This is a genomic window from Dysgonomonas sp. UBA7710, assembly GCF_002482385.1.
In the GTDB taxonomy this organism is placed as follows: domain Bacteria; phylum Bacteroidota; class Bacteroidia; order Bacteroidales; family Dysgonomonadaceae; genus Dysgonomonas.
In genome coordinates this window covers 575,114-596,838 of sequence record NZ_DLFW01000002.1, presented here as the reverse complement: position 1 = coordinate 596,838, position 21,725 = coordinate 575,114, and the positions used below count along the sequence as shown (strand labels likewise).

The window sequence follows — 21,725 nt, the reverse complement described above, 5'->3', positions numbered from 1 at the left end:
TATTCAAAAATTAATGACCGTTCGCCATTCATATTTATATTATTTTATAATTCTTTTCACTACCTTTGTATGCCTATTAAAAAGTCAATTTATTAACTTGAAATAAAAATATGGTTTCCTTCTTTCAAACCCCTTCCAAGAACATCATTGCTGTTCAAACAAGCTCAAGTCTTAACGCCGATTTTATCCAACGTCTCACATGGGCATTCAGTGGTGCAACCTTGCTCGAAGCAGAAAATGTTCCGGGCTTTTTTGTTGGTCCGCGCCGCGAGATGATTACCCCATGGAGCACCAATGCAGTGGAAATCACGCAAAATATGGGTATCGGCGGAATCATGCGTATAGAGGAATTTTTTCCGGTAGATACAAACGACGCGAAACACGACCCGATGCTTCAACGCATCTATGACGGACTGAATCAGGAAGTATTCAATATTTACAAGCAACCTGAACCGATCATCGAAATAGATGATATAGAAACATACAATCAGCAGGAAGGCCTTGCCCTCAGCGAGGATGAAATAGAATATCTGAACGAAGTAAGCAAAAGACTCAACAGGAAACTAACCGACAGCGAAGTATTCGGATTCTCGCAGGTAAATTCGGAACATTGCCGCCACAAGATTTTCAACGGTACATTTATCATCGACGGAGAAGAAAAAGAAAGTTCGCTTTTCAAATTAATAAAGAAAACATCGCAGGTAAACCCCAACAAGCTGGTATCGGCATACAAAGACAATGTAGCCTTCAGCCAGGGACCGGAGATAGAACAATTTGCACCGGAAAAAGGAGAAGAACCAAGCCTTTATCAGAAAAAAACAATCAAATCGGTTATCTCCCTGAAAGCCGAAACCCATAACTTCCCTACTACCGTAGAGCCTTTCAATGGTGCTGCTACCGGTTCGGGAGGTGAGATCCGTGACCGTCTGGGCGGAGGAAAGGCATCCCTGCCAATCGCAGGAACCGCCGTATATATGACATCCTACCCACGTACAAAAGCTGGGAAGGCTTGGGAAGAAACTATGCCGGAACGTCCTTGGCTATACCAGACACCGGAAGAAATACTGATAAAAGCATCGAACGGAGCATCCGATTTCGGAAACAAATTCGGACAACCGCTTATCTGCGGCTCGTTGCTTACATTCGAACATCAGGAAAATCAGAAGAAATTTGCGTACGATAAAGTAATCATGCTGGCCGGCGGTGTTGGCTTTGCGAACAAACGCGACGCGCTGAAAGGCGAACCTAAACCGGGAGAAAAAGTGGTTATCCTCGGAGGGGACAACTACCGTATCGGTATGGGTGGAGGCGCTGTATCATCTGTAGATACAGGACAATACTCAAGTGGTATAGAACTGAACGCCGTGCAACGTGCCAATCCTGAAATGCAGAAACGTACCGCGAATGTGATACGTGCATTGGCAGAATCGGATAATAATCCAGTTGTCTCTATTCACGACCACGGTGCAGGGGGACACCTGAACTGCCTTTCGGAGCTTGTAGAAGCTACCGGAGGAAAAATAGACATATCCAAACTTCCTATCGGCGACCCTACCCTTTCGTCAAAAGAAATTGTAGGTAATGAAAGTCAGGAGCGTATGGGCTTGCTTATCCCTGCCAACGCGACCGACAGAATTAAACGTATTGCCGAACGCGAACGCTCCCCGATGTATGTTGTCGGAGAAACGACTAACGATATGAAGTTTGTATTCGAGCAAGCTGACGGAAAGCGTCCTATCGACCTCAAACTGGAAGACTTCTTCGGAAAAGCGCCTAAGACAATCATGCGCGACGAAACCATTGACGAAGTTTATACAAACCCTGAATATGATATCTCCAAACTGGAAGATTATATAAAGAATGTGCTACAACTGGAAGCCGTTGCCTGCAAAGACTGGCTGACAAATAAAGTTGACCGCTCGGTTACAGGTAAAGTGGCACGCCAACAGACACAGGGAGAAATCCAGTTGCCATTGAGCGACCTTGGAGCCGTAGCCCTCGATTATAAAGGGAAGGCAGGTATAGCAACATCTATCGGCCATGCGCCGCAGGCTGCGATGGTAGACCCGGCTGCAGGTTCTGTACTGGCAATAGCCGAATCGTTGACAAACATCATTTTCGCACCGATCGAGGATGGATTGAAAGGCATTTCATTAAGTGCAAACTGGATGTGGCCTTGTAAGAATCCGGGAGAAGACGCACGTCTTTACAAAGCAGTAGAGGCTTGTTCAGAATTTGCCTGCGAACTGGGAATAAACATTCCGACAGGTAAAGACTCCTTGTCGATGACACAGAAATATGGAGATGATAAAGTATATTCACCGGGTACGGTAATTATATCGGCTGCGGGTGAAGTGAAGAATATCCGCAAGATCGTATCTCCGGTGCTGGCATATATCAAAGGTACTTATCTCTACTATATCGATTTTTCTTTCGATACGTTCAAACTCGGAGGCTCCGCATTTGCCCAGACAATGAGTAAACTCGGTGAAGAAGTGCCGACCGTGAAAGACCCTGAATATTTCAAGAATGCGTTCAATGCGGTGCAGGAACTGATAGACAGAGGGCTGATACTTGCAGGGCACGATATATCTGCCGGAGGACTTGTAACAGCCATGCTGGAAATGTGTTTTGCCAATCCGCAGGGAGGACTTGAAGCCCGCCTCGACAAACTGCATCACGCAGATCTGATCAAAGTATTATTCTCAGAAAATCCGGGTATACTTATTCAGGTGAAACATCACCACCTAGTAGAAAAAATACTGGACGATTACGGTATCGGCTTCGCCATCGTTGCCCGCCCTATCGAAGAGCGCAAATTTGTTATCCAAAAAGATGCTTTCAGTCAGGAATTCAATATAGACGAATTACGTGATGCATGGTTCGAACCGTCATATCTTCTCGACAGGAAGCAAAGTACCGAAAAACTGGCGTTGGAACGTTTCGAAAACTATAAGAAACAGCCGCTTCAATTCAAGTTCAACCCTTCGTTTACAGGTAAATTCGCTCAATACGGTATCGACCCTAACAGGACTACGCCAACAGGCCTGAAAGCTGCTGTTATACGTGAAAAAGGCACAAACAGCGAACGCGAAATGGCTTACTCCCTATATCTCGCCGGTTTCGACGTAAGGGATGTGCATATGACTGACCTGGCCTCGGGACGTGAGACACTGGAAGATATCAATTTAATCGTATTCTGCGGAGGATTCTCTAACTCGGACGTACTAGGTTCGGCAAAAGGATGGGCAGGTAGCTTCATCTACAACGATAAGGCAAAAGAAACACTTCGTAAATACTACGAGCGTAAAGACACATTGAGCCTCGGCGTATGTAACGGTTGCCAGCTGATGATGGAACTGGATCTCATCTATCCGGAACATGACAAGCATCCGAAAATGGAACATAATCGCTCACATAAATATGAATCGACTTACATAAGCGTGGATATTCCTGAAAATAAATCAGTAATGTTCGGTTCATTATCGGGAAGTAAGATTGGTATCTGGGTTGCACACGGTGAAGGACGATTCGCTATGCCGAAGGCTGAAGCCGAATATAATGTAATTGCTAAATATATATACAGTGAATATCCGGGAAATCCTAACGGTTCCGATTATGATATAGCGGGGGTTGTTTCGAAAGACGGACGTCATATAGCAATAATGCCCCATCTCGAACGCTCATTATTCCCTTGGCAATGCGGACACCATCCTTTCGAACATCGTAAAGATGATTTTACTCCTTGGATGGAGGCATTTGTAAATGCAAGAGAATGGGTGAAGAAAGTGAAAAGTGAAAAGTGAAAAGTCAGAAGATACATATATTAAACAGGCATGGGTTTACAGCCCATGCCTTTTATCCTTATAGCGATGGCTAAAAACAACGATACATCAAATTCTATCTTTACATTCCTGAAAGCGAAAGAGCAAAGGACTGACCATATTACAATGATAGTCAATAATATAATCGGAAATTATATATAAAAAAATAAAGAAGATATAAAACAATGAATAAAGCATCTATATACGAATATACAATGAAAGTGCGCGACTACGAATGCGATGCGCAAGGCATAGTTAATAATGCTAACTACCAGCATTATTACGAAGTAGTCCGCCACGAATTTCTGGAGCAACACGGGTTGAATTTTTACGAATTGCATGAGCAAGGTATAGATGCAGTAGTAGTAAGTGTTTATATACGATACAAACATTCCCTGCGCGGTGCCAATGATTTTATATGTACTGTCGATTCCATTGAAAAAGATGGCATCCGCTATATTTTCAACCAGAAAATCATTCGCCTGAAAGACAATAAAGTTTGTTCGACAGCGAGGGTGGAAACAGCCTGTATGGTAAACGGAAAAGTAGGAAAACCTGAATTATTCGATAAAACTCTCGGGCATTTGCTAACTAGCTAATCATTAAATTATGGCTTTAACTTTTGAGAACAACATGAAGGTACGTGACTACGAATGCGATTCACAAGGCGTGGTCAATAATGCTATCTATCTGCATTACTTCGAAGCTACCCGCCACGAGCTGATGGAAAAATGCGGTTTACGGTTGCGCGATCTTACCGAAGCTAATATTATCCCCGTTGTGCGGAATGCCAATATCAGCTACAAAAGTTCCCTCCGCGGCTCAGAATATTTTATTTGTACTGTCAACATAGAAAGGAAAGGTGTCAGGTATTACTTTCATCAACAAATAATCCGTGTCCCCGACAACACTTTATGCGCCAGTGCTGTTATAGAGGTAGTGTGTCTAATGGATGGCAAAGTTTCTGCACCGGATATGTTTGACAAAGCTTTTGCAGATTACATTAAATAATATACTAATTATCTAATATGCCAATGTGCCAATGGAATGATAAAGATATTATATTGGCACATTAATAATTAAAACAATGAGTTCAAAGATTACATTATACATTGCCCGTCACGGCAAGACAATGATGAATACCCTCGACAGGGTGCAGGGTTGGTGCGATTCACCGCTAACAAAAGAAGGCATAGATGTAGCCCGCTATCTGGGCTACGGACTGAGCGATATAAATTTCCGTACTGCTTATTGCAGCGACCTGCGCAGGACTGTACAGACAACCAAAATAGTTCTGGGAGCCAAAGGACAGGAAGATATTCCCGTGATCGAGCTCTCGGGATTACGCGAAGCATGCTTTGGTAGCTTCGAAGCCGATTTTAACCATCATATGTGGAACAGTGCCGCTTTATACCTCCATCATACTTCGTCAGAAAGTATGATTAAAGCGATTATGGAAAAAGAGATCAGCTACCGGGAGGTACTCGATGCCGTCAAAAAACTGGATAAAATGGGCATGGCCGAAAACTTTTCCCAGGTAGAAGCACGCACTCAGGAAAGCCTTCTCGAAATAGCAAGAAATGAGTCTCAACACGGCGATGCCAATATACTGGTCATCTCGCACGGGATGAGTATACTGGCTATGTTACTGGGACTGGGAGGAGACAAATTATTTAAGAAACCATTGGAAAATGCAGCTGTATGCAAAGTTATTTATCAGGACGGAAAGTTTACGGTGGAATCAATGGCAGACATGAGTTTTGTGGAAAAAGGTAAAAAAGAAGCGGTTACAATATCAGGACAATGAAAAAAATATATTTAATAATATTCCTCGCCTTATTTAGTATTACTCTGTTTGCGCAGAAAGAAACAGTTCCGACGTTTGCATATGACAGCACAACTAATTTCCTGGGCAAAAATGCAATAGGATATACAGGGCAGGAACTGTACCTGAAAGGACTGGATAAATCATCCCAATCTTTCGGATATAGCGGTTTTATACTGAAATACAAAAAAGACGACGACCTGCTGAACGACGAAAAGAATATATATAAACCGAACGATAATTACAATTCCCGTTACGAAGATCTGGCAGGTAAGTATTTCCATGTACTTGAAGTTATCAGGCACCCGAAAGCAAAAACAAATACTAAAGATTATAGTGACGAATTCTATCTGAAATTACAGGAACTTTCGAGTGGAGATATCATATATTATAAATATAATGCCGAAGCCGACTATACTTTTCCCTTTCTTGTAAAAGGCTTTTTCGAAAAGCAAAAAGAATTACTGACAGGGAAAGAGTATGTAATATCGGACGATATATTAAAGATGTCCCGTAATCTGGTTACAAATAAGGCTCTGGCTTTCACCACCGGACAGACATGGAAATGTACGGACGTGACAATGGACAATACAACGAATGAACTCTCATTGGTTCTGCAAAATGCAAAGGGTATAAAAACAGCTGTCCCCTACTCTTCCACACTGAAAAATGAGAGCATCAAGAAAGTATATACTGTGGCCGAAGCCTCAGCCCTGACAAGAAAATATAATGTAAATAATTTCCGCCGTATCCTGCAAAACAAAATCAGAGTTGGGATGACCAAGGAAATGACCCGCCTTGCATGGGGTGAACCGACAGAAATAAAAGAAAACGGAAATACGGAACAATGGTTTTATCCTGCCGGAAACCTGACTTTCAGAGGTGACAAAATTACAAGTACAAAATAAAATCCAATTACTTAAAACTGTATATTTGTACTTTAAATATAGATAAATGGATAAGACCCAGACAGCCCAAAAGGCATCTGTTTTTAGTATAATAGGTAATACTCTTTTAGCAGTATGTAAATGGCTGGCCGGATATTTCGGCAATTCCTATGCCCTGATCGCCGACGCTATTGAATCCACCGCCGATATATTTTCTTCCATTCTCGTTCTCTTAGGCTTAAGGTATGCCAGCAAACCTGCGGATGAAGACCACCCATACGGGCATGGGCGGATAGAGCCGCTTGTTACCTTCGCGGTTGTAGGCTTTCTTATCATTTCTGCTACAATTATCGCGATAGAAAGTATAGAAAATATACGTACGCCGCACGAAGGCCCCAAGCTATTTACATTATTTGTACTGGGAGCAATCATTATATGGAAAGAATTATCGTACCGTCTGGTAATAAGAAAAGCAAAACAAACAGGAAGCACATCTCTGAAAGCTGACGCCTGGCATCACCGTAGCGATGCTATTACTTCTGTCGCGGCTTTTATAGGAATATCCATCGCTATTTATAAAGGAGAAGGGTATGAATCAGCTGACGACTGGGCAGCATTATTCGCAGCATTTATTATCCTGTATAACAGTTACCGCATACTGAAACCTGCATGGGGAGAAATGATGGATAAAGATATGTATACGGATATGGCCAACAATATCTGCGATTTTTCAAAAACAATAGACGGAGTGGTAGATACCGAAAAATGCCATATCCGCAAAACGGGGATGTCATACTATGTAGACCTACACATTATTGTAAATAAAAATATTACTGTGAAAGAAGGACATGATATTGCCCACGAACTTAAACGCAGGCTAATAGCCCATAAACCCGAAATAGCAGATGTGCTGATACATGTAGAGCCTTCGAGATAAGCCTCCTATCCTATTACAAGAGAGGTCATACTCAGCGATCCGGCGATTACCTTATCGTTAAATATCCTAATCTGCTCATCCCTTTCCCGCAAAGCCAAAGTGTAAAGTAATGGGATATAATGCTCGGGAGTAGGAATAGCCAGACGGGCCGCATTGTGCAAACGGGTATAATCTATCAGGGAATGGAAATCTCCGTTCAATATCTTATCTTTGAACAAGTCATTCAGTTCGAAAGCCCAGTCGTAACCATATTCCGTATTGAAGTCATCCCCTTCGATGCGTACCATCCGCAGATTGTGAATCATATTTCCACTGCCTATCACCAAAACTCCTTTGCGGCGCAAAAAAGCCAGTTCCCGTCCCAGATCGTAATGATACTGCATTCCTTTGAAATGGTCGATACTCATCTGCACTACCGGAATATCCGCCATGGGATAAATGTGTTTCAATACGCTCCAGCTACCATGGTCGAGTCCCCATTCATAATCTTCTCCGATGATAACATCGTTTATCTGTCCTCTGACTAACTCAGCCAGTTCTTTCGATCCCCGGGCAGGATACTGCTGGGCAGATAATTCACGGGGAAAGCCATAGAAATCGTGTATAGTCTTAGGTTCATTCATGGCAGTAACCAAAGTTCCACGAGTTTCCCAATGGGCTGAAATACAAAGAATAGCCTGTGGTTGCGGAAGATTTTGCCCCAATCTGCCCCATGCCTGTACAAACTCGTTATCCTCAATGGCATTCATCGGCGTACCATGCCCTACAAATACAACCGGCATAGGCGGTGTATCGTGAAACTGCATGGCTTGTTTATGTAAATCTTTTAGTGTCATAAATCTATGTTATTTAAGCTAATCAGTGGATGAATTTTAACGCTCTTTTTTTTCTAACGCGCCTGCCGTCTTGTATTTGGCTAACGCCGATTTGGCTCCGCCGATTTTCAATTCGGCTTCGCTCCAATTCATTTTGCCTTGATGCAAAACGAAACAAAAAATCAAGGCTGCATCCCCCGGCGACCCAAAACCGCAGCTTCGGTAGGGCAAAATAATACGGAATCATCTTTAGCCGGATTATCAGCAGGGTATAGCAGCTACCGTATTTTGCCCTACACCTCCGCTTTACGGATTGGGTACCCCGCCTGCGGGACGAGGCCGGAATCGCGATGCGACGACAGGACAAAGGTTTTCCGGGCTTTAGCCGCACGTGCGTCAGCAGCACCGTTAGCTTTAAGTACGGGGCACCCATAGGACGAAAAAGGCGTTAAAAACAAAAACGTGTTTGAGCTTATCCGCTAATGCGTATTATATACATCCCGGAGCGAGTTTTTTTTATTTAGCCTTTGAGCCCGTTATGGGTCGGACGTTGAAGCGGGGCGCTAAAGCATTTTTGGGTCCTTTTGGGGCTTAGGCCAAAAGGAACGCAAGCAATTTTAATTGCGCGCAGTAGAAAAATCGAACAATTTTATACGACAATAATCTCTTCAACTACTTATTGGCGGAATTTATAAAATAACGGCCTTGACACTATAGTCAAAGCCGTATATAATAAAAATACCGTTTAATGTATTATTGAGCCGCTTTAGCTACAACTGTTATCTGCAATTCGATATTATCGTTTACAATATTTTCTTTCAGATTGGCAAACAAAGTCTTTGAACCATATTTCACATTCCATTGAGTACGGTCGATAGTAAACGGAACGGTAACAGCCTTATACAGTTCACCTTCTTTTGTAACTTTTGCACCGAAAGAGATATTCTTCTCTACATCTTTCAGTTTCAGATTACCGCTAACCGTATAGTTTACACTGTCGTTTGGTGTTGCCAGAGCTTCCACTTTTGTAATAGTAAAAGTACTTTCAGGATATTTTGCGACATCAAAGAAATCTTCACTTTTCAGGTGGTTTACCAGCATTTCATTCATTTTAGCTTCGGTAAGATCTTCATCTACGATCGCATTCATATCTATTACGAACGAACCCGAAGCCACTTCTTCCCCATTAACAGCAAGGCTTCCACTCTTTATACCGATTGTTCCGTGATGGGAACCCCCTACTTTAGATCCTACCCAATGTATAGATGAAGCAGAAGGGTCTACTGTCAGTTCTACTCCGGTCCCAGATGCCGCCACCTGAGCGTCAGTTCCTTCAACCTTGTTTTTAGCAGCGTTGTTGCACGATGCTACGAATATTAATGATGCGATAGCTAATAAATATGTTTTCATTCTCAATTTCCTTGTTTAATATTAATATAATTTTGTTTTAAATATGTCGCAAAGTTAAAATACTTTATTCTATTATCAAAATAGTTATATTGATACATAATCATAAAAAAATTAATAGATTTGCAGAATAAATCAATTAAATAAATATCTACAACTAAAGAGTAAACAGATTTGGCATACGACATGTTCACTCTCTAAAACTATAAATCATAATTATTATATGGTCAATCTGGAATGGTACAGAACATTCAAAGCAATTTATCAGTACGGAACACTAACGCGGGCAGCACAGGAACTGATGATATCCCAACCCAATATGAGTATCCAGCTGGCATCGCTGGAAAGCTATATCGGACAGCAATTATTTGTCAGGCTTCCCCGGAAAATGATGCCCACCGAGTATGGCAAACAGCTCTATACTCAAATTGTGGAATCGATAGATAATCTGGAGCGGGTAGAAACCGAATTTAAACGTACCGTTCTGAATAAAGCCCCAAGTATCCGTTTAGGCACACCTGCCGAAATCTTTAATGATTATCTGGCAGAACATGTAGGTAATCAGAAAGACCTGCATCTGACAGTAGAATATGGTCTTGCTGATACTCTGACCGAAAAGGTTATCAGTAACGATCTCGATATAGCTATCATCACACGGCAAAATAAATCTGCGGATAACCTTACTTACGAAGCATTATTCACCGAATCGTTTATGATTGTCTGCAACCCGGCTATAGATACGACAGATTTTGACGCCTGCATAGAAAAAAACAGTATAGAAGATATCGAAAAATGGCTCAAAGCCCAAAAATGGATTGCCTATAGTACCGATCTGGCATTAGTAAGAAGATTCTGGCGGGAGAATTTCAAAAAACGTCCTATACTGAAACTGCATGCGACCATACCGGACAATGACGGCATATTGAGGGCTGTAAGTAATAGCGATGTATTGGCGGTTTCATCTGACCTGATTGCGGGGAGAGCTCTGGAAGAGGGATTGGTAAAAATACTCTGGAAAGGAAATATACCTGCAACAAATACTCTGTATCTGGCATACAATAAGGATAAAATACAACCTCAATACGTAGAAAAAGTACGAACTTTCATAAAAACACATATTAATACCACTGAATAAACTCTATCTGCCACATGAAATATATAATAATACCCATACCATTCTTATTCACATCCTGTAATGTAAGTTCTATCGCAGGATTCGGCATAGCAGGCATCGTTGCCATGTTTGTCCTGATGTTCATACTCTTTGCCGTCATGTTTTTCCTGATTGCAAAAAGACGGAAACAGGGAGAAAAAAGCCTTGTAAAATTTAATAATGACGTCTATATTGCGCTCAACAAACTATCTTCCCCTCAGCAGAAAATAAATATGCTGAACAACCTGATCGAACGCATCAATAATGATGAGAAATATAAAAAAGATACCGAGTGGCGTAATAAAGTGCTGGTAAAAACATATATGCACCTTGCTACTATCTATTATCAGACAGGCAACGAAATGGAGACGCTCAATACATGCTCGAAAATCATAGAACTCGACCCTAAAGACGGAATGGCTTTTTATAACCGGGGATCGATTTATAGCAATATGGGTCTGTATGAAAAAGCGCTGCATGACTTTAACCGGACCATAGAATTACTGCCCGATTATGCCAGTGCCTACAATAACAGAGGACTGACACATGAAAAAATGGAGCATTATGATGAAGCACTCGCTGATTTTGATGAAGCCATAAAACTGGAGGGTTCACCCGTTGCCTGGTACAACCGAGGAAATACATATTACGAACTGTCTAATTACCGGGCAGCTTTGGAGGATTATCAGGCGGCACTGGATAATCTCGATACAGCCAATGACAGCGAAATGAAAAATGATATAGAAATCAGTATACGCGCGACAAAAGAAAAGATAGCTGATATATAAAATTAATGGAAGCATAGGTGCTATCTATACTCCAAAGTTGTCTGTTCGGTTTAAAAAGTATAATTTTGCACATCTTTTTCAGATCAGGCTTCGTATTGTCTGGAAACATCCTGTATTTTATATTTAAAATATTTAAACATCCATAATGAAAAATAATATATCCGATTTTGAAATAATGGCGCCTGTAGGGTCATACGACTCTCTCACAGCAGCCATACAAGGAGGAGCTGATTCTATATACTTCGGCATCGAAGGACTGAATATGCGTGCCAGGTCATCCAATAATTTCACAATCGACGATCTGAAACAAATAGCATCTGTCTGTAAGGAGAACGGGCTCAAAAGTTATCTTACAGTCAACACCATTATCTATGATAATGATATTTCATTGATGCGTCAGATAGTAAATGCCGCCAAAGAAGCCGAATTGTCAGCTATTATTGCGTCCGATGTATCGGTAATGATGTATGCCCGCAGTATCGGTGTGGAAGTGCACCTTTCCACCCAATTGAATATTACCAATACAGAAGCGTTGAAATTCTACGGACAATTCGCCGACGTCGTGGTGTTGGCCCGCGAACTGAATCTCGATCAGGTAGCAGCTATCTATAAAGATATTGTAGAGCAGAATATAAAGGGCCCTAACGGTGAACTCATTCGTATAGAGATGTTTTCACACGGTGCGCTCTGTATGGCTGTATCGGGTAAATGCTACCTCAGCCTGCACGAACGCGACCTGTCGGCAAACCGTGGAGCATGCAACCAGATATGCCGTCGCAGCTATATTGTAAAAGATAAGGAAACGGATATAGAGCTTGAGATAGATAACGAATATATCATGTCACCAAAAGACCTCAAAACAATCCACTTCATGAACAAGATGATGGATGCAGGTGTACGTGTATTCAAGATAGAAGGCCGTGCCCGCGGCCCTGAGTATGTCCGTACCGTAGTAGAATGCTACAAGGAAGCTATAAAAGCCTATTGTGAAGGTACGTTCACAGAAGAAAAAGTTGAGAACTGGGACGAACGGCTGGCTACGGTATTCAACCGTGGATTCTGGGATGGCTACTATCTGGGACAAAGGCTCGGTGAATGGTCCAGCAATTACGGTTCGGGTGCTACCAAACGGAAAGTGTATATTGCAAAAGGAATCAAATACTTCTCCAATCTGGGCGTGGCAGAATTCCTGATGGAAACCCAGTCGCTGAAAGTCGGAGACGAGATATTGATTACAGGACCTACCACCGGAGCTGTTTTTCAAACGGTTGAAGAGATTCGTGTCGACCTTAAATCTGTCGAAGAAACAGTTAAAGGCGAAAAATTCTCTATAAAAGTGAGTGATAAAATCCGTCCTTCGGACAAACTTTTCAAGCTCGTAAAAGTGGAACGGAAAAAGAAATTTGTAGAGAAAGTATAATAAGAAGGCTGCCCCATAAGCCAAATTGAGGCAGCCTTTATCTTTTATTCTTTACATCCTACCATATAAAAACCCGAAGTTTTAGCTCCATCTGTAGTTATTCCATATAGCTCTGTTATCTTACCATCTTCCGGTTTTATTTTACTTCTGTCAAAAAAGACTTTCCCATAACGACATTTATCCATGAATTTATTCCACGAATATTTCTTCCCGTCTATCACATACCAATAAATACGAAGATAACCCGACTTATTCCCGTCTGCTTTCTTATTGTATGACCTTGGAAAAACTGTAGTTTTGTTTTCCAAATCTCTTGTGTCACTCATCATCATTACCTCAAACTTACCCGTCGGCGGATTACCAATTCTATTTTCAGACTTGTAGCCGTTCTTATCTATATATTCATTCAGGGCCTTACTTACACTATCTCTTTGTTGATTCGTCGTTACTTGCAATGGAGGAGGTGGTGGTACATCTTGTTTTATCTGGGGAGGAGTAAACTTTATTGCTGACTTAGATACAACCTGATCCACATCAGCAGTTGCAGAGGATGAAAGTTCCTTATCCAACATTTTCACATCCGATAAATTCTCTGTACTTTCGTAATTGATGAGCGTATTTAATGGCTCATTTACTGAAGGGCGGGCAAAAGCGTATACAGTAAGTATACCTAACGGGAGCAATAATAAGAGCTTCAACCGTGCCCATTTGTTTGATTTTTCTTTTAACATCATAGTAATTCGTTTTTTAATTTTACTGTGGTTAAAGCTGTTGGCTAGAGTGTAGGAGCTTGCGCCAACGGCTTTTTTTACTAATAAGAGTTGATATTTTGTTGCATCAATACCAGATTCTAAAACACTTATATCGGCCTGATATTCATGTATATCTTTCAATTCCCTTTTCAAAAGCCACGCAGCCGGATTGAACCATTGCACAAGAACAACCAGTTCCATATAAATCAAGTCGAGGGAATGCCGGTGCCTGATATGGGCCATCTCATGCGTAATAATTTCCGAAGAATTACCGGCATAATCCGGTTCTGACAAAACAATATACCTGCGCCAGCTAAAGGGATTTATATCAGAAGAAACGACAACAAATATATGCCGATTTTGTACAATCTTACGCCCACCCCGGATAAGGCGATACATTGAATAAATCGATCTGGCCAGTATTATCAGATTAACTCCGCTACCTATCAGGTATATAAACAATAATACCGTACCAACCAGAATAGCCGGATTTTCCGGTTCGGATAAGGAAGGTAAAGCCCGTATATCATACCGGTATATCTCCATATCAGACGACTGTTCTACAGGAATGAGGGCTTCTTCTATAAGGACGAAAGGTTTCTGAATAGGACTGTATTCCCGTACATTTATTTTTATAAGAGGTAATGCAAAGCAAATCCCGGTACCAATAAGTATAACCGCGCGGTTGAAACGATGAAAAGTTTCATTAGACAAGAATGCCCTCACACAAATATAAAATAATGTGAAGCATGCAGTAACTTTCAATATGTAGAAAAGAAACTCTTCCATCGTTTTTCCGATATTTAGCTCAAAACTCTTTTACTTATTTTTAATCTGACGGATTAATTCCTGCAGTTCATCTATCGACAACTTCTCTTCTTCGATCAATGATGAAACAACACGTGTATACGAGTTGCCGAAATACTTATCTACTACATTGCTGAGTGTGCTTTTTCGGTAATCGTCTTCTGAGACCAAAGCATAGTACTGATATGTATTCCCGTAAGCCTTATAGCCTATATATCCCTTTTCCTCCAGTGTGCGCACAATCGTGGAAAGGGTATTATAATGAGGCTTTGGTTCATCTTGCAAATCGAGTAATTCACGTACAAACATCGGGCCTTTGATCCAAAAACAGGCGAGTATTTCTTCTTCCTTTTGTGTCAGTTTTTTCATGGAAATATTCTTTTGTAATAACTATATCACAAACATAACTATATTTTTTAGTAATACAACTATAAAATATAGTTACACGCCCATGATTAACAATAATTAACTATCATATAATACAGACACATAAGCATAAACAGAATTCATTCATTTAATAATCAGACAATTGCTACACACATAAATAAAAAAGACCGCTAATCAGCGGTCTTTCTCATTCTATATATAAGTATTTCTTTTATGGATTTATCAGGAACAGTACTGCCCTGTTCTTGTCATTATCAAGTTCAAACGGTTGCAATCCATCACCTTTCCAGTTAACGGAAATTCTATTCTTATTGATACCGTACTTTTCTTCTAATACCTTTGCTACAGCATTTGATCTCTCTTTTGAGAGACGCAGGTTAATCGCTGCATTACCGGTTTTCTTATCCGCATATCCTGTAACAACTACAGTAGATCCGGGATTTGCATTAAGATAATTAACAGCCAGTTCGATTTTAGCCCATTCTGCCTGGTCGATCACCCATTTATTGATTCGGAAAAATACCGGGTCCGGCAAAAAGAATGGCTTACCTTTTACGGGTGGTTCCGGAGCCGGAGTTTGCGGTAATGTTGGCTGAGTAACTTCTATTTTAGGATCTTCGGGTTGTGGAGCCGGAGGTGCAAAAATATCAGGACAATCGAAATTTTTTCTGCGTTTAGCCATATTCGACTGGCTCACACTTAATTGTTGCGTACTTCTTTTTACGACTATTACTTCCTCCCCGCTATTCAGTTGGAGAAGTACGGAATCTCTGGAAGTTTCACAATTACAAGGATCGGGGTTCGCCTTATTGCTTTGTGCACTTAAAGAAAAAGTCAATACCCAAAACAGGATTGGTAGTAATAAAAATCTCATTTTCATAATTTCATATGGTGTTAAGGTAATACCTAATTTATAGCTTTAGTGAGTTCGAAGTTTTTTCTAGGATACAAATTTATACATTATTCTCAAATTATTTTTTATTTTTTATGAAAAGATTCATTTTTAACGATAAATATGCGTATTTCAGCTTTTTAATTGGAAGATAATCCTCTTTCAATAAATTTTCGGGTCAAATAATATCTATAATGATAAAGTTATTCAACAGAAACAACAGACAGAAAAATATAAATAAAACACTACTTTTGTTACTCTTTTAAACATTGTACATTACCGGGATAATACAATCTCCGTTTTTAATTACTATTTCATATAAGAAAATAATGGAGCAAGAAACAATCATAGAAATATCAGCGGCCGTACCCCGTCTGGAGCATCTGCAATTTGAAGAAGCCGTCAATTGGCAAATCAAAAGCGGAGAGCACTGGGCTATTATAGGCCCCAATGGAAGCGGGAAAACCATATTAACTGATATCCTATTGGGAAAATACGCCCTTAAAACCGGTGAAATATTATGTAAGAACAGCAAAGGAGAAAACCTGCCTATTTCATCTGTAGCCAAAAGCGTAGCTTTCCGCGACATATACAGTATCATCGATTCTCAAAACAGTTATTACCAGCAACGATGGAATAAAGGCGACGAACAGGAAATACCATTGGTTAAAGAACTTGTATCCAAAGCCGACCCCATATGGCTGAACACATTGCTCGGGTGGTTTGGTATATCTGAATTGATGGATAAGGAAGTGAACATGTTGTCGAGTGGAGAGCTTCGTAAGTTCCTTATCGTACGCTCGTTACTATCCAAGCCCCGCATTCTTATACTCGACAATCCATTTATAGGTCTGGATGCGGCTTCGCGAACTGTTTTGAACGACTTGCTGGCACGTCTGGCAGAATTGGAAAACCTTCAGATTGTCCTGATCCTTTCCAACCCGCACGATATACCCGAGGCCATCACGCATGTGTTACCCGTATACAATAAAAAAGTACTGCCAGCCCTATCCTGTAAAAGTTTTCTCAACGATACGGATTTGAAAAACTTATTGTTTGCACAAACCGGTAGCCTGAACATCACTTCCCTGAAAAATGATTTTGACAACGAATCGTATTCCTTCGAATACGCCGCGGATATGAAAGATATACACATCCGGTATGGAGAACGTACAATACTAAAAGATCTGAACTGGCAGGTAAAACGCGGTGAAAAGTGGGCTTTACTGGGTGTTAACGGTTCAGGAAAATCAACTCTGCTAAGCCTTATCTGCGGAGATAATCCGCAAGCTTACGCAAACGACATTACCTTATTTGACAGAAAGCGGGGTACAGGAGAAAGCATTTGGGATATAAAAAGACGCATTGGTTATGTTTCTCCCGAGATGCATCTCTATTATCAGAAAAACGTAAGATGCCTCGATGTTGTAGGTTCAGGATTCTTTGATACAATAGGCCTGTACCGCAAATGTAACCCGGAACAGGAAAACCTTGCGCAGAAATGGATGGAAGCCCTCAATATCGGCCACCTCAAAGACATCTCGTTTCTCAATGTATCATCAGGAGAACAGCGCCTAGTGTTATTGGTGCGGGTATTTATAAAAAACCCTGACTTGCTGATTCTGGATGAACCGCTTCACGGGCTTGATATCGCGAATAAAAAACGTGTCAAAAAACTGATAGAAGATTTCTGTGATAAAGATAAATCCCTGATATATGTTACACATTACGAAGACGAAATACCTGATGTTGTGAACAAACGGCTAGTATTAACAAAAAACGTATAACCCCGGACTCCTCTGCATCTTCTAAACATTGCAAGCTATAAATTGTTAATATAAATAGATTAAATAAGATAATTTTATGAAAACGATATTATACTTTGCGATTCTGTCTTTACTTGTTTCAGCGTGCGGACAAAACAAGAGTAACGATATTCCGAAATCCGCGCCGGCTGTAAATGCATCCGAGTCGGAAAATGATTCCCAAAATCTGAAAAACGTGGAATTAACGGATGTAGATGGCTATTTTTCGACAAAAAGAGTCACTTCTCCCGAAGTTATGTTATTGAACGAAACAGACTTCGACAAATATTTCCACCCTGCCAAAACATTGGATAATGTGTTGACGATTATAGATTTTGATACGCAAAAGGCTGGTGCAATTATTTTACCGGAAACAAAGAATGACGTCACTATTTCGCTGGACAGTTCGTATCTGAAAGGAAGAACTCTCAATATCATATATTCAATCATGCAAGAATCTGACGAACGGTCGTTTACAATAACTCCCGTCAAAGTTTTCACGTTCGATGCAAGCCTGAATATAGATTCGGTTGCTTTCTACAATGGTGATTCCATTGTAAAGTTTGCTGTTAAATAAATATAGAACGAAAAGAAGGGGATAAGTAATTGTTGCTTATCCCCTTCTTTTATTTTATCCGGTAATCAGAATCTAACTCCGTATCCCAACATTATATTGGCATTATCTACATCCTGAAACGAATATTTAAATTCCAAGTTCAGATAACCATTATTACCTATATCGTAACTTCCTCCCGCACCGATATTCACACCGAAATCCGTACTGCTATCAGAATATCCGCCAAAAGAAAAGCGATTATTCACCATGGCAACACCAGCCAGAGGATATAATGAAAAACCGCGCTGGATAGGAAATACATAGTGTATATTTGCATTAAAATCCAATCCGGTCAAATGATTATTTGGAAAATAGAAAGTGAAATCCGGTGCCAGACGGAGATTATTTGTTATAGAATAACGTCCTTCAACGCCTAAACCGAATCTTTCATAATCCGTTTGATATCCGGCTTTAACTAATACTGATTTGGAACCGCTTTGAGAAAAAGCCCCGATAGAGAGGCCAGCCAGAACTAATACTAAGAGTAATTTTTTCATTTTGTGATAAATTAGTTTATAAATAAGTGAATCTTTATCGATTTTCTTTTATCTATAACAACAGAATTATTGATTAGGTTCATTCACCTGTATTACTTATCCTGAAAAGAATCCCTTTGTTGAACTCATTTTTTATACGATTCTATGCTCTTTGTAAAAAAATTATTACTTTTGAATTAGGATTAAAAATGTCTATTTAAAATGGTATTCAGATTTTTACTTTTATCGGATGAAGTGGAAGACTTCAAACGTGAAATTCAGATAGATGCAGATGCTACATTCTTTGATCTGCACAAAGCTATTGTCAAATCGGTCGACTACAAAGAAGGCGAAATGACTTCATTTTTCATTTGCAGCGACGATTGGGAAAAAGAACAGGAAATCACTCTTGTGGAAATGGATACAAGCCCCGAAGAAGATTCCTATACGATGGAGGCTTCCATATTAAACGACTTCCTGGAAGATGAACGCCAAAAACTGATGTATGTATTCGATTATCTGACCGAACGTGCATTCTTCATGGAACTCCGCGAAATCATCACAGGAAAGAATCTCGATGAAGCAGTGTGCACTAAATCTACCGGTAATCCGCCTGCGCAAGTCGTTGACTTCGACACAGTAGCGGCAACCTCTTCCTCTCTTGATATAGGAGAGAATTTCTATGGAGACGAAGGCTATGACATGGACGAGCTCGACGCTGAAGGTTTCGATGGTCTGGATAATGCCCCGCTACCAAGCGACGAGGAGTATTGATGAAACAGCTTATAGTTCTGCTTGGTCCTACCGGCGTAGGAAAAACAGCGCTTAGCCTCAATCTTGCAGAGCACTATCATTCGCCCATTATTTCAGCCGATTCCCGGCAATTTTTTAAAGGATTGGAAATAGGTACTGCTGCACCAACGACAGAGCAATTGTCACAAGTGCGGCATTTTCTTGTTGGCATGCTCGGTATCACAGACTATTACAGCGCCAGCGAATTTGAGCGGGATGCGTTGGATATAATAGCAGAACAGCATAAAACACACGACGTACTGGTTGCCACAGGCGGCTCCATGATGTATATCGATGCATTATGCAATGGTATAGACGACGTACCCACAATAGACGAAGGACTAAGAAAAGAGCTATATGACCTTTACGAAAAAGATGGATTAGAACCTATCCGTGCACAATTGAAAACCCTCGACCCGGATTTTTACAACATAGTAGATCTCAGAAATTACAAACGCGTAATTCATGCGCTGGAAGTATGCCTGATGACAGGAAAACCATATTCCTCCTTCCGCACCAATACAAAGAAGCCACGACCATTCAATATTGTAAAGATAGGACTGATGCGAGAACGTGAACAGCTTTACGAACGTATCAACCGACGGGTGGACGAGATGATGCTGCAAGGTCTGCTCTATGAAGCGAAACAATACTATCCGCAGCGCCAGCTCAACTCCCTGAATACAGTAGGATACAAAGAACTGTTCAAATACTTCGACGGCGAATGGACACTTGATTTTGCTATCGACAAAATTAAACAAAACAGCCGGATCTATTCCCGTAAGCAAATGACATGGTTTAAGCGGGATAAAGATATACACTGGATAAATCTGTCGGAAACGACTGAAGAAGAAGCTTTACAACGAATAATTTCTATCGCAGGTAATCATCTGTAATTTTTTCCTACCTTAGATGTATGAAACGAGGACATGCCGATTTACCCCTCCACTACGGAACTGTACCCCCTTGGTTGGCTCAACGGATGAGTCTTCTGGGCGGAGCCATTGCCGAAGCCATCGTTATCGAATACGGGCGTCCGGCATTGTTGCAGCGCCTTAGCGACCCGTTCTGGTTTCAGTCATTAGGATGTGTATTAGGTATGGACTGGCACTCGTCGGGCATAACCACCTCTGTGATGAACGCTCTGAAAAAGGCAATAAACAAACGTTCGGCCGAGCTGGGTATCTATGTTTGTGGCGGACGGGGGAAATCTTCACGGCAGACACCTGCCGAGCTTATTGAGATAGCCAATAAAACAGGTTTGGACGGGGACGAACTGGTAAGAAGCAGCAAATTATCGGCGAAAGTGGATAATACGGCTATTCAGGATGGCTATCAGCTGTATCTACATTCTTTTGTTGTAACTATTGATGGGGAATGGACTGTTATCCAGCAAGGCATGAATGGGAACAACCGTATGGCACGGCGCTACCACTGGCTTTCGTCGTCCCTTGAATCCTTTATGGAAGAGCCGCATACTTCTGTCTGCGGAAAAAATCAAGGTTTAATACTGAACCTGACGGATAAACTTGCTGCCCCGACCAAAGAAGGGATTCTGGAACTGACAAAAGAAACTCCGGATAAACTGATGAATGAGGTTTCCATCATTTTGCCGAACCATCATGACGTACAAGCCGAAGATGTGAATCTAAAACGTCTGGGAGCCGCGCTCATTCTTGCCCATGAAACAAATGTATCTGATATAGAATCACTCCTGCTACTCGAGGGTGTGGGGCCACGCACATTACAATCGCTTACTTTGGTCAGTGAAGTGATACATGGTACACCATCACGATTTTCCGACCCGGCACGCTTTTCATTTGCCCACGGAGGGAAAGACGGACATCCGTTCCCGGTTCCGACCCGGGTATATGATGAGACAATTGAAATATTCGACAAAGCTATCCATCAGGCAAAGCTGGGAGATAAAGATAAATCGGATGCGCTCAAAAACCTTTCTAAAATATCGCAGGAGATGGAGAAAGCATACTCCCCCAATAATTACTTTGACGATTTGGTACAACACGAACGGAATACCTCATACAAATATGGGGGTAAAACCGTATTCGGAGATGCCAGGAAACCAAAGGATGAAGGGACGCAGCTGAAACTGTGGGACTGACCATGAGACCCCGCTAATAC

At 41.1% G+C, this 21,725-nt stretch carries 22 protein-coding genes; 16 read left to right on the top strand and 6 right to left on the bottom strand.

The window, feature by feature from the left end:
- Positions 1-110 precede the first annotated feature (110 nt).
- The 7 genes from purL (at position 111) to B3317_RS02715 (ending at position 7,473) form a co-directional block, all read left to right on the top strand.
- Positions 111-3,806: a phosphoribosylformylglycinamidine synthase gene (gene purL, locus B3317_RS02745; RefSeq protein ID WP_291108389.1), complete on the top strand. Its 3,696-nt coding sequence runs from the start codon at positions 111-113 to the stop codon at positions 3,804-3,806.
- A 30-nt stretch (positions 3,807-3,836) separates the two neighbouring features.
- Positions 3,837-3,986 carry a hypothetical protein gene (locus tag B3317_RS02740; RefSeq protein WP_291108387.1) on the top strand — a complete coding sequence of 50 codons (150 nt, stop codon included), beginning with the start codon at positions 3,837-3,839 and terminating at the stop codon, positions 3,984-3,986.
- Between the two features lie 23 nt (positions 3,987-4,009).
- Positions 4,010-4,423: an acyl-CoA thioesterase gene (locus B3317_RS02735; protein WP_291108385.1), complete on the top strand. Its 414-nt coding sequence runs from the start codon at positions 4,010-4,012 to the stop codon at positions 4,421-4,423.
- Between the two features lie 10 nt (positions 4,424-4,433).
- Positions 4,434-4,835: an acyl-CoA thioesterase gene (locus B3317_RS02730; protein ID WP_291108383.1), complete on the top strand. Its 402-nt coding sequence runs from the start codon at positions 4,434-4,436 to the stop codon at positions 4,833-4,835.
- A 76-nt stretch (positions 4,836-4,911) separates the two neighbouring features.
- Entirely contained in the window at positions 4,912-5,631 is a 720-nt protein-coding gene (locus B3317_RS02725; protein WP_291108381.1) for a histidine phosphatase family protein, read from the top strand.
- Complete coding sequence (locus B3317_RS02720; RefSeq protein ID WP_291108379.1) at positions 5,628-6,557, top strand: hypothetical protein; 930 nt, start codon at positions 5,628-5,630, stop codon at positions 6,555-6,557. The genes B3317_RS02725 and B3317_RS02720 overlap by 4 nt, the downstream gene beginning before the upstream one ends.
- A gap of 46 nt (positions 6,558-6,603) precedes the next feature.
- Positions 6,604-7,473 carry a cation diffusion facilitator family transporter gene (locus B3317_RS02715; RefSeq protein WP_291108377.1) on the top strand — a complete coding sequence of 290 codons (870 nt, stop codon included), beginning with the start codon at positions 6,604-6,606 and terminating at the stop codon, positions 7,471-7,473.
- Between the two features lie 5 nt (positions 7,474-7,478).
- Here B3317_RS02715 and ygiD read toward each other — a convergent pair whose 3' ends face one another.
- Complete coding sequence (ygiD, locus tag B3317_RS02710) at positions 7,479-8,309, bottom strand: 4,5-DOPA dioxygenase extradiol (protein WP_291108375.1); 831 nt, start codon at positions 8,307-8,309, stop codon at positions 7,479-7,481.
- Between the two features lie 141 nt (positions 8,310-8,450).
- On the opposite strand from ygiD, the gene B3317_RS02705 reads away from it, so the two are divergent.
- Positions 8,451-8,723, top strand: a complete 273-nt coding sequence (locus tag B3317_RS02705; RefSeq protein ID WP_291108373.1) for a hypothetical protein — start codon at positions 8,451-8,453, stop codon at positions 8,721-8,723.
- A 318-nt stretch (positions 8,724-9,041) separates the two neighbouring features.
- On the opposite strand, the gene B3317_RS02700 is transcribed toward B3317_RS02705, so the two are convergent.
- Positions 9,042-9,698: a YceI family protein gene (locus tag B3317_RS02700; RefSeq protein ID WP_291108371.1), complete on the bottom strand. Its 657-nt coding sequence runs from the start codon at positions 9,696-9,698 to the stop codon at positions 9,042-9,044.
- 220 nt (positions 9,699-9,918) lie between these two features.
- Between B3317_RS02700 and B3317_RS02695 the strand changes: the two genes are divergently transcribed.
- From B3317_RS02695 to B3317_RS02685, 3 genes are all read left to right on the top strand, one after another.
- Positions 9,919-10,830, top strand: a complete 912-nt coding sequence (locus tag B3317_RS02695; protein ID WP_291108369.1) for a LysR family transcriptional regulator — start codon at positions 9,919-9,921, stop codon at positions 10,828-10,830.
- 14 nt (positions 10,831-10,844) lie between these two features.
- Positions 10,845-11,636, top strand: a complete 792-nt coding sequence (locus B3317_RS02690) for a tetratricopeptide repeat protein (protein WP_291108368.1) — start codon at positions 10,845-10,847, stop codon at positions 11,634-11,636.
- 145 nt (positions 11,637-11,781) lie between these two features.
- Positions 11,782-13,056 carry a peptidase U32 family protein gene (locus tag B3317_RS02685; protein WP_291108367.1) on the top strand — a complete coding sequence of 425 codons (1,275 nt, stop codon included), beginning with the start codon at positions 11,782-11,784 and terminating at the stop codon, positions 13,054-13,056.
- Between the two features lie 44 nt (positions 13,057-13,100).
- Here the strand turns inward: B3317_RS02685 and B3317_RS02680 are convergent, their stop codons facing one another.
- The 3 genes from B3317_RS02680 to B3317_RS02670 all read right to left on the bottom strand — a co-directional run bounded on the left by B3317_RS02680 (position 13,101) and on the right by B3317_RS02670 (position 15,882).
- Positions 13,101-14,597, bottom strand: coding sequence for a M56 family metallopeptidase (locus B3317_RS02680; RefSeq protein WP_291108365.1), 1,497 nt, complete (start codon positions 14,595-14,597; stop codon positions 13,101-13,103).
- Positions 14,598-14,627: 30 nt separating this feature from the next.
- Entirely contained in the window at positions 14,628-14,984 is a 357-nt protein-coding gene (locus tag B3317_RS02675; protein ID WP_291108363.1) for a BlaI/MecI/CopY family transcriptional regulator, read from the bottom strand.
- Between the two features lie 229 nt (positions 14,985-15,213).
- The gene (locus B3317_RS02670) at positions 15,214-15,882 is read right to left on the bottom strand and encodes an OmpA family protein (protein ID WP_291108361.1); all 669 of its coding nucleotides are present in this window, start codon (positions 15,880-15,882) and stop codon (positions 15,214-15,216) included.
- A 341-nt stretch (positions 15,883-16,223) separates the two neighbouring features.
- Here B3317_RS02670 and B3317_RS02665 point away from each other — a divergent pair, with 341 nt between their 5' ends.
- Positions 16,224-17,681 (top strand): ATP-binding cassette domain-containing protein, encoded by a 1,458-nt coding sequence (locus B3317_RS02665; protein WP_291108359.1) that lies wholly within the window; start codon positions 16,224-16,226, stop codon positions 17,679-17,681.
- Between the two features lie 76 nt (positions 17,682-17,757).
- Positions 17,758-18,276, top strand: a complete 519-nt coding sequence (locus B3317_RS02660) for a hypothetical protein (RefSeq protein ID WP_291108357.1) — start codon at positions 17,758-17,760, stop codon at positions 18,274-18,276.
- A 65-nt stretch (positions 18,277-18,341) separates the two neighbouring features.
- Here the strand turns inward: B3317_RS02660 and B3317_RS02655 are convergent, their stop codons facing one another.
- Entirely contained in the window at positions 18,342-18,812 is a 471-nt protein-coding gene (locus B3317_RS02655; protein WP_291108355.1) for an outer membrane beta-barrel protein, read from the bottom strand.
- 201 nt (positions 18,813-19,013) lie between these two features.
- Here B3317_RS02655 and B3317_RS02650 point away from each other — a divergent pair, with 201 nt between their 5' ends.
- The 3 genes from B3317_RS02650 to B3317_RS02640 are packed head-to-tail and all read left to right on the top strand — an operon-like array spanning position 19,014 to position 21,705.
- The gene (locus B3317_RS02650) at positions 19,014-19,565 is read left to right on the top strand and encodes an IS1096 element passenger TnpR family protein (RefSeq protein ID WP_291108353.1); all 552 of its coding nucleotides are present in this window, start codon (positions 19,014-19,016) and stop codon (positions 19,563-19,565) included.
- Positions 19,565-20,479 carry a tRNA (adenosine(37)-N6)-dimethylallyltransferase MiaA gene (gene miaA / locus B3317_RS02645; protein ID WP_291108351.1) on the top strand — a complete coding sequence of 305 codons (915 nt, stop codon included), beginning with the start codon at positions 19,565-19,567 and terminating at the stop codon, positions 20,477-20,479. The genes B3317_RS02650 and miaA overlap by 1 nt, the downstream gene beginning before the upstream one ends.
- 20 nt (positions 20,480-20,499) lie before the next feature.
- Complete coding sequence (locus B3317_RS02640; protein WP_291108349.1) at positions 20,500-21,705, top strand: DUF763 domain-containing protein; 1,206 nt, start codon at positions 20,500-20,502, stop codon at positions 21,703-21,705.
- The last annotated feature ends 20 nt before the right edge of the window (positions 21,706-21,725 follow it).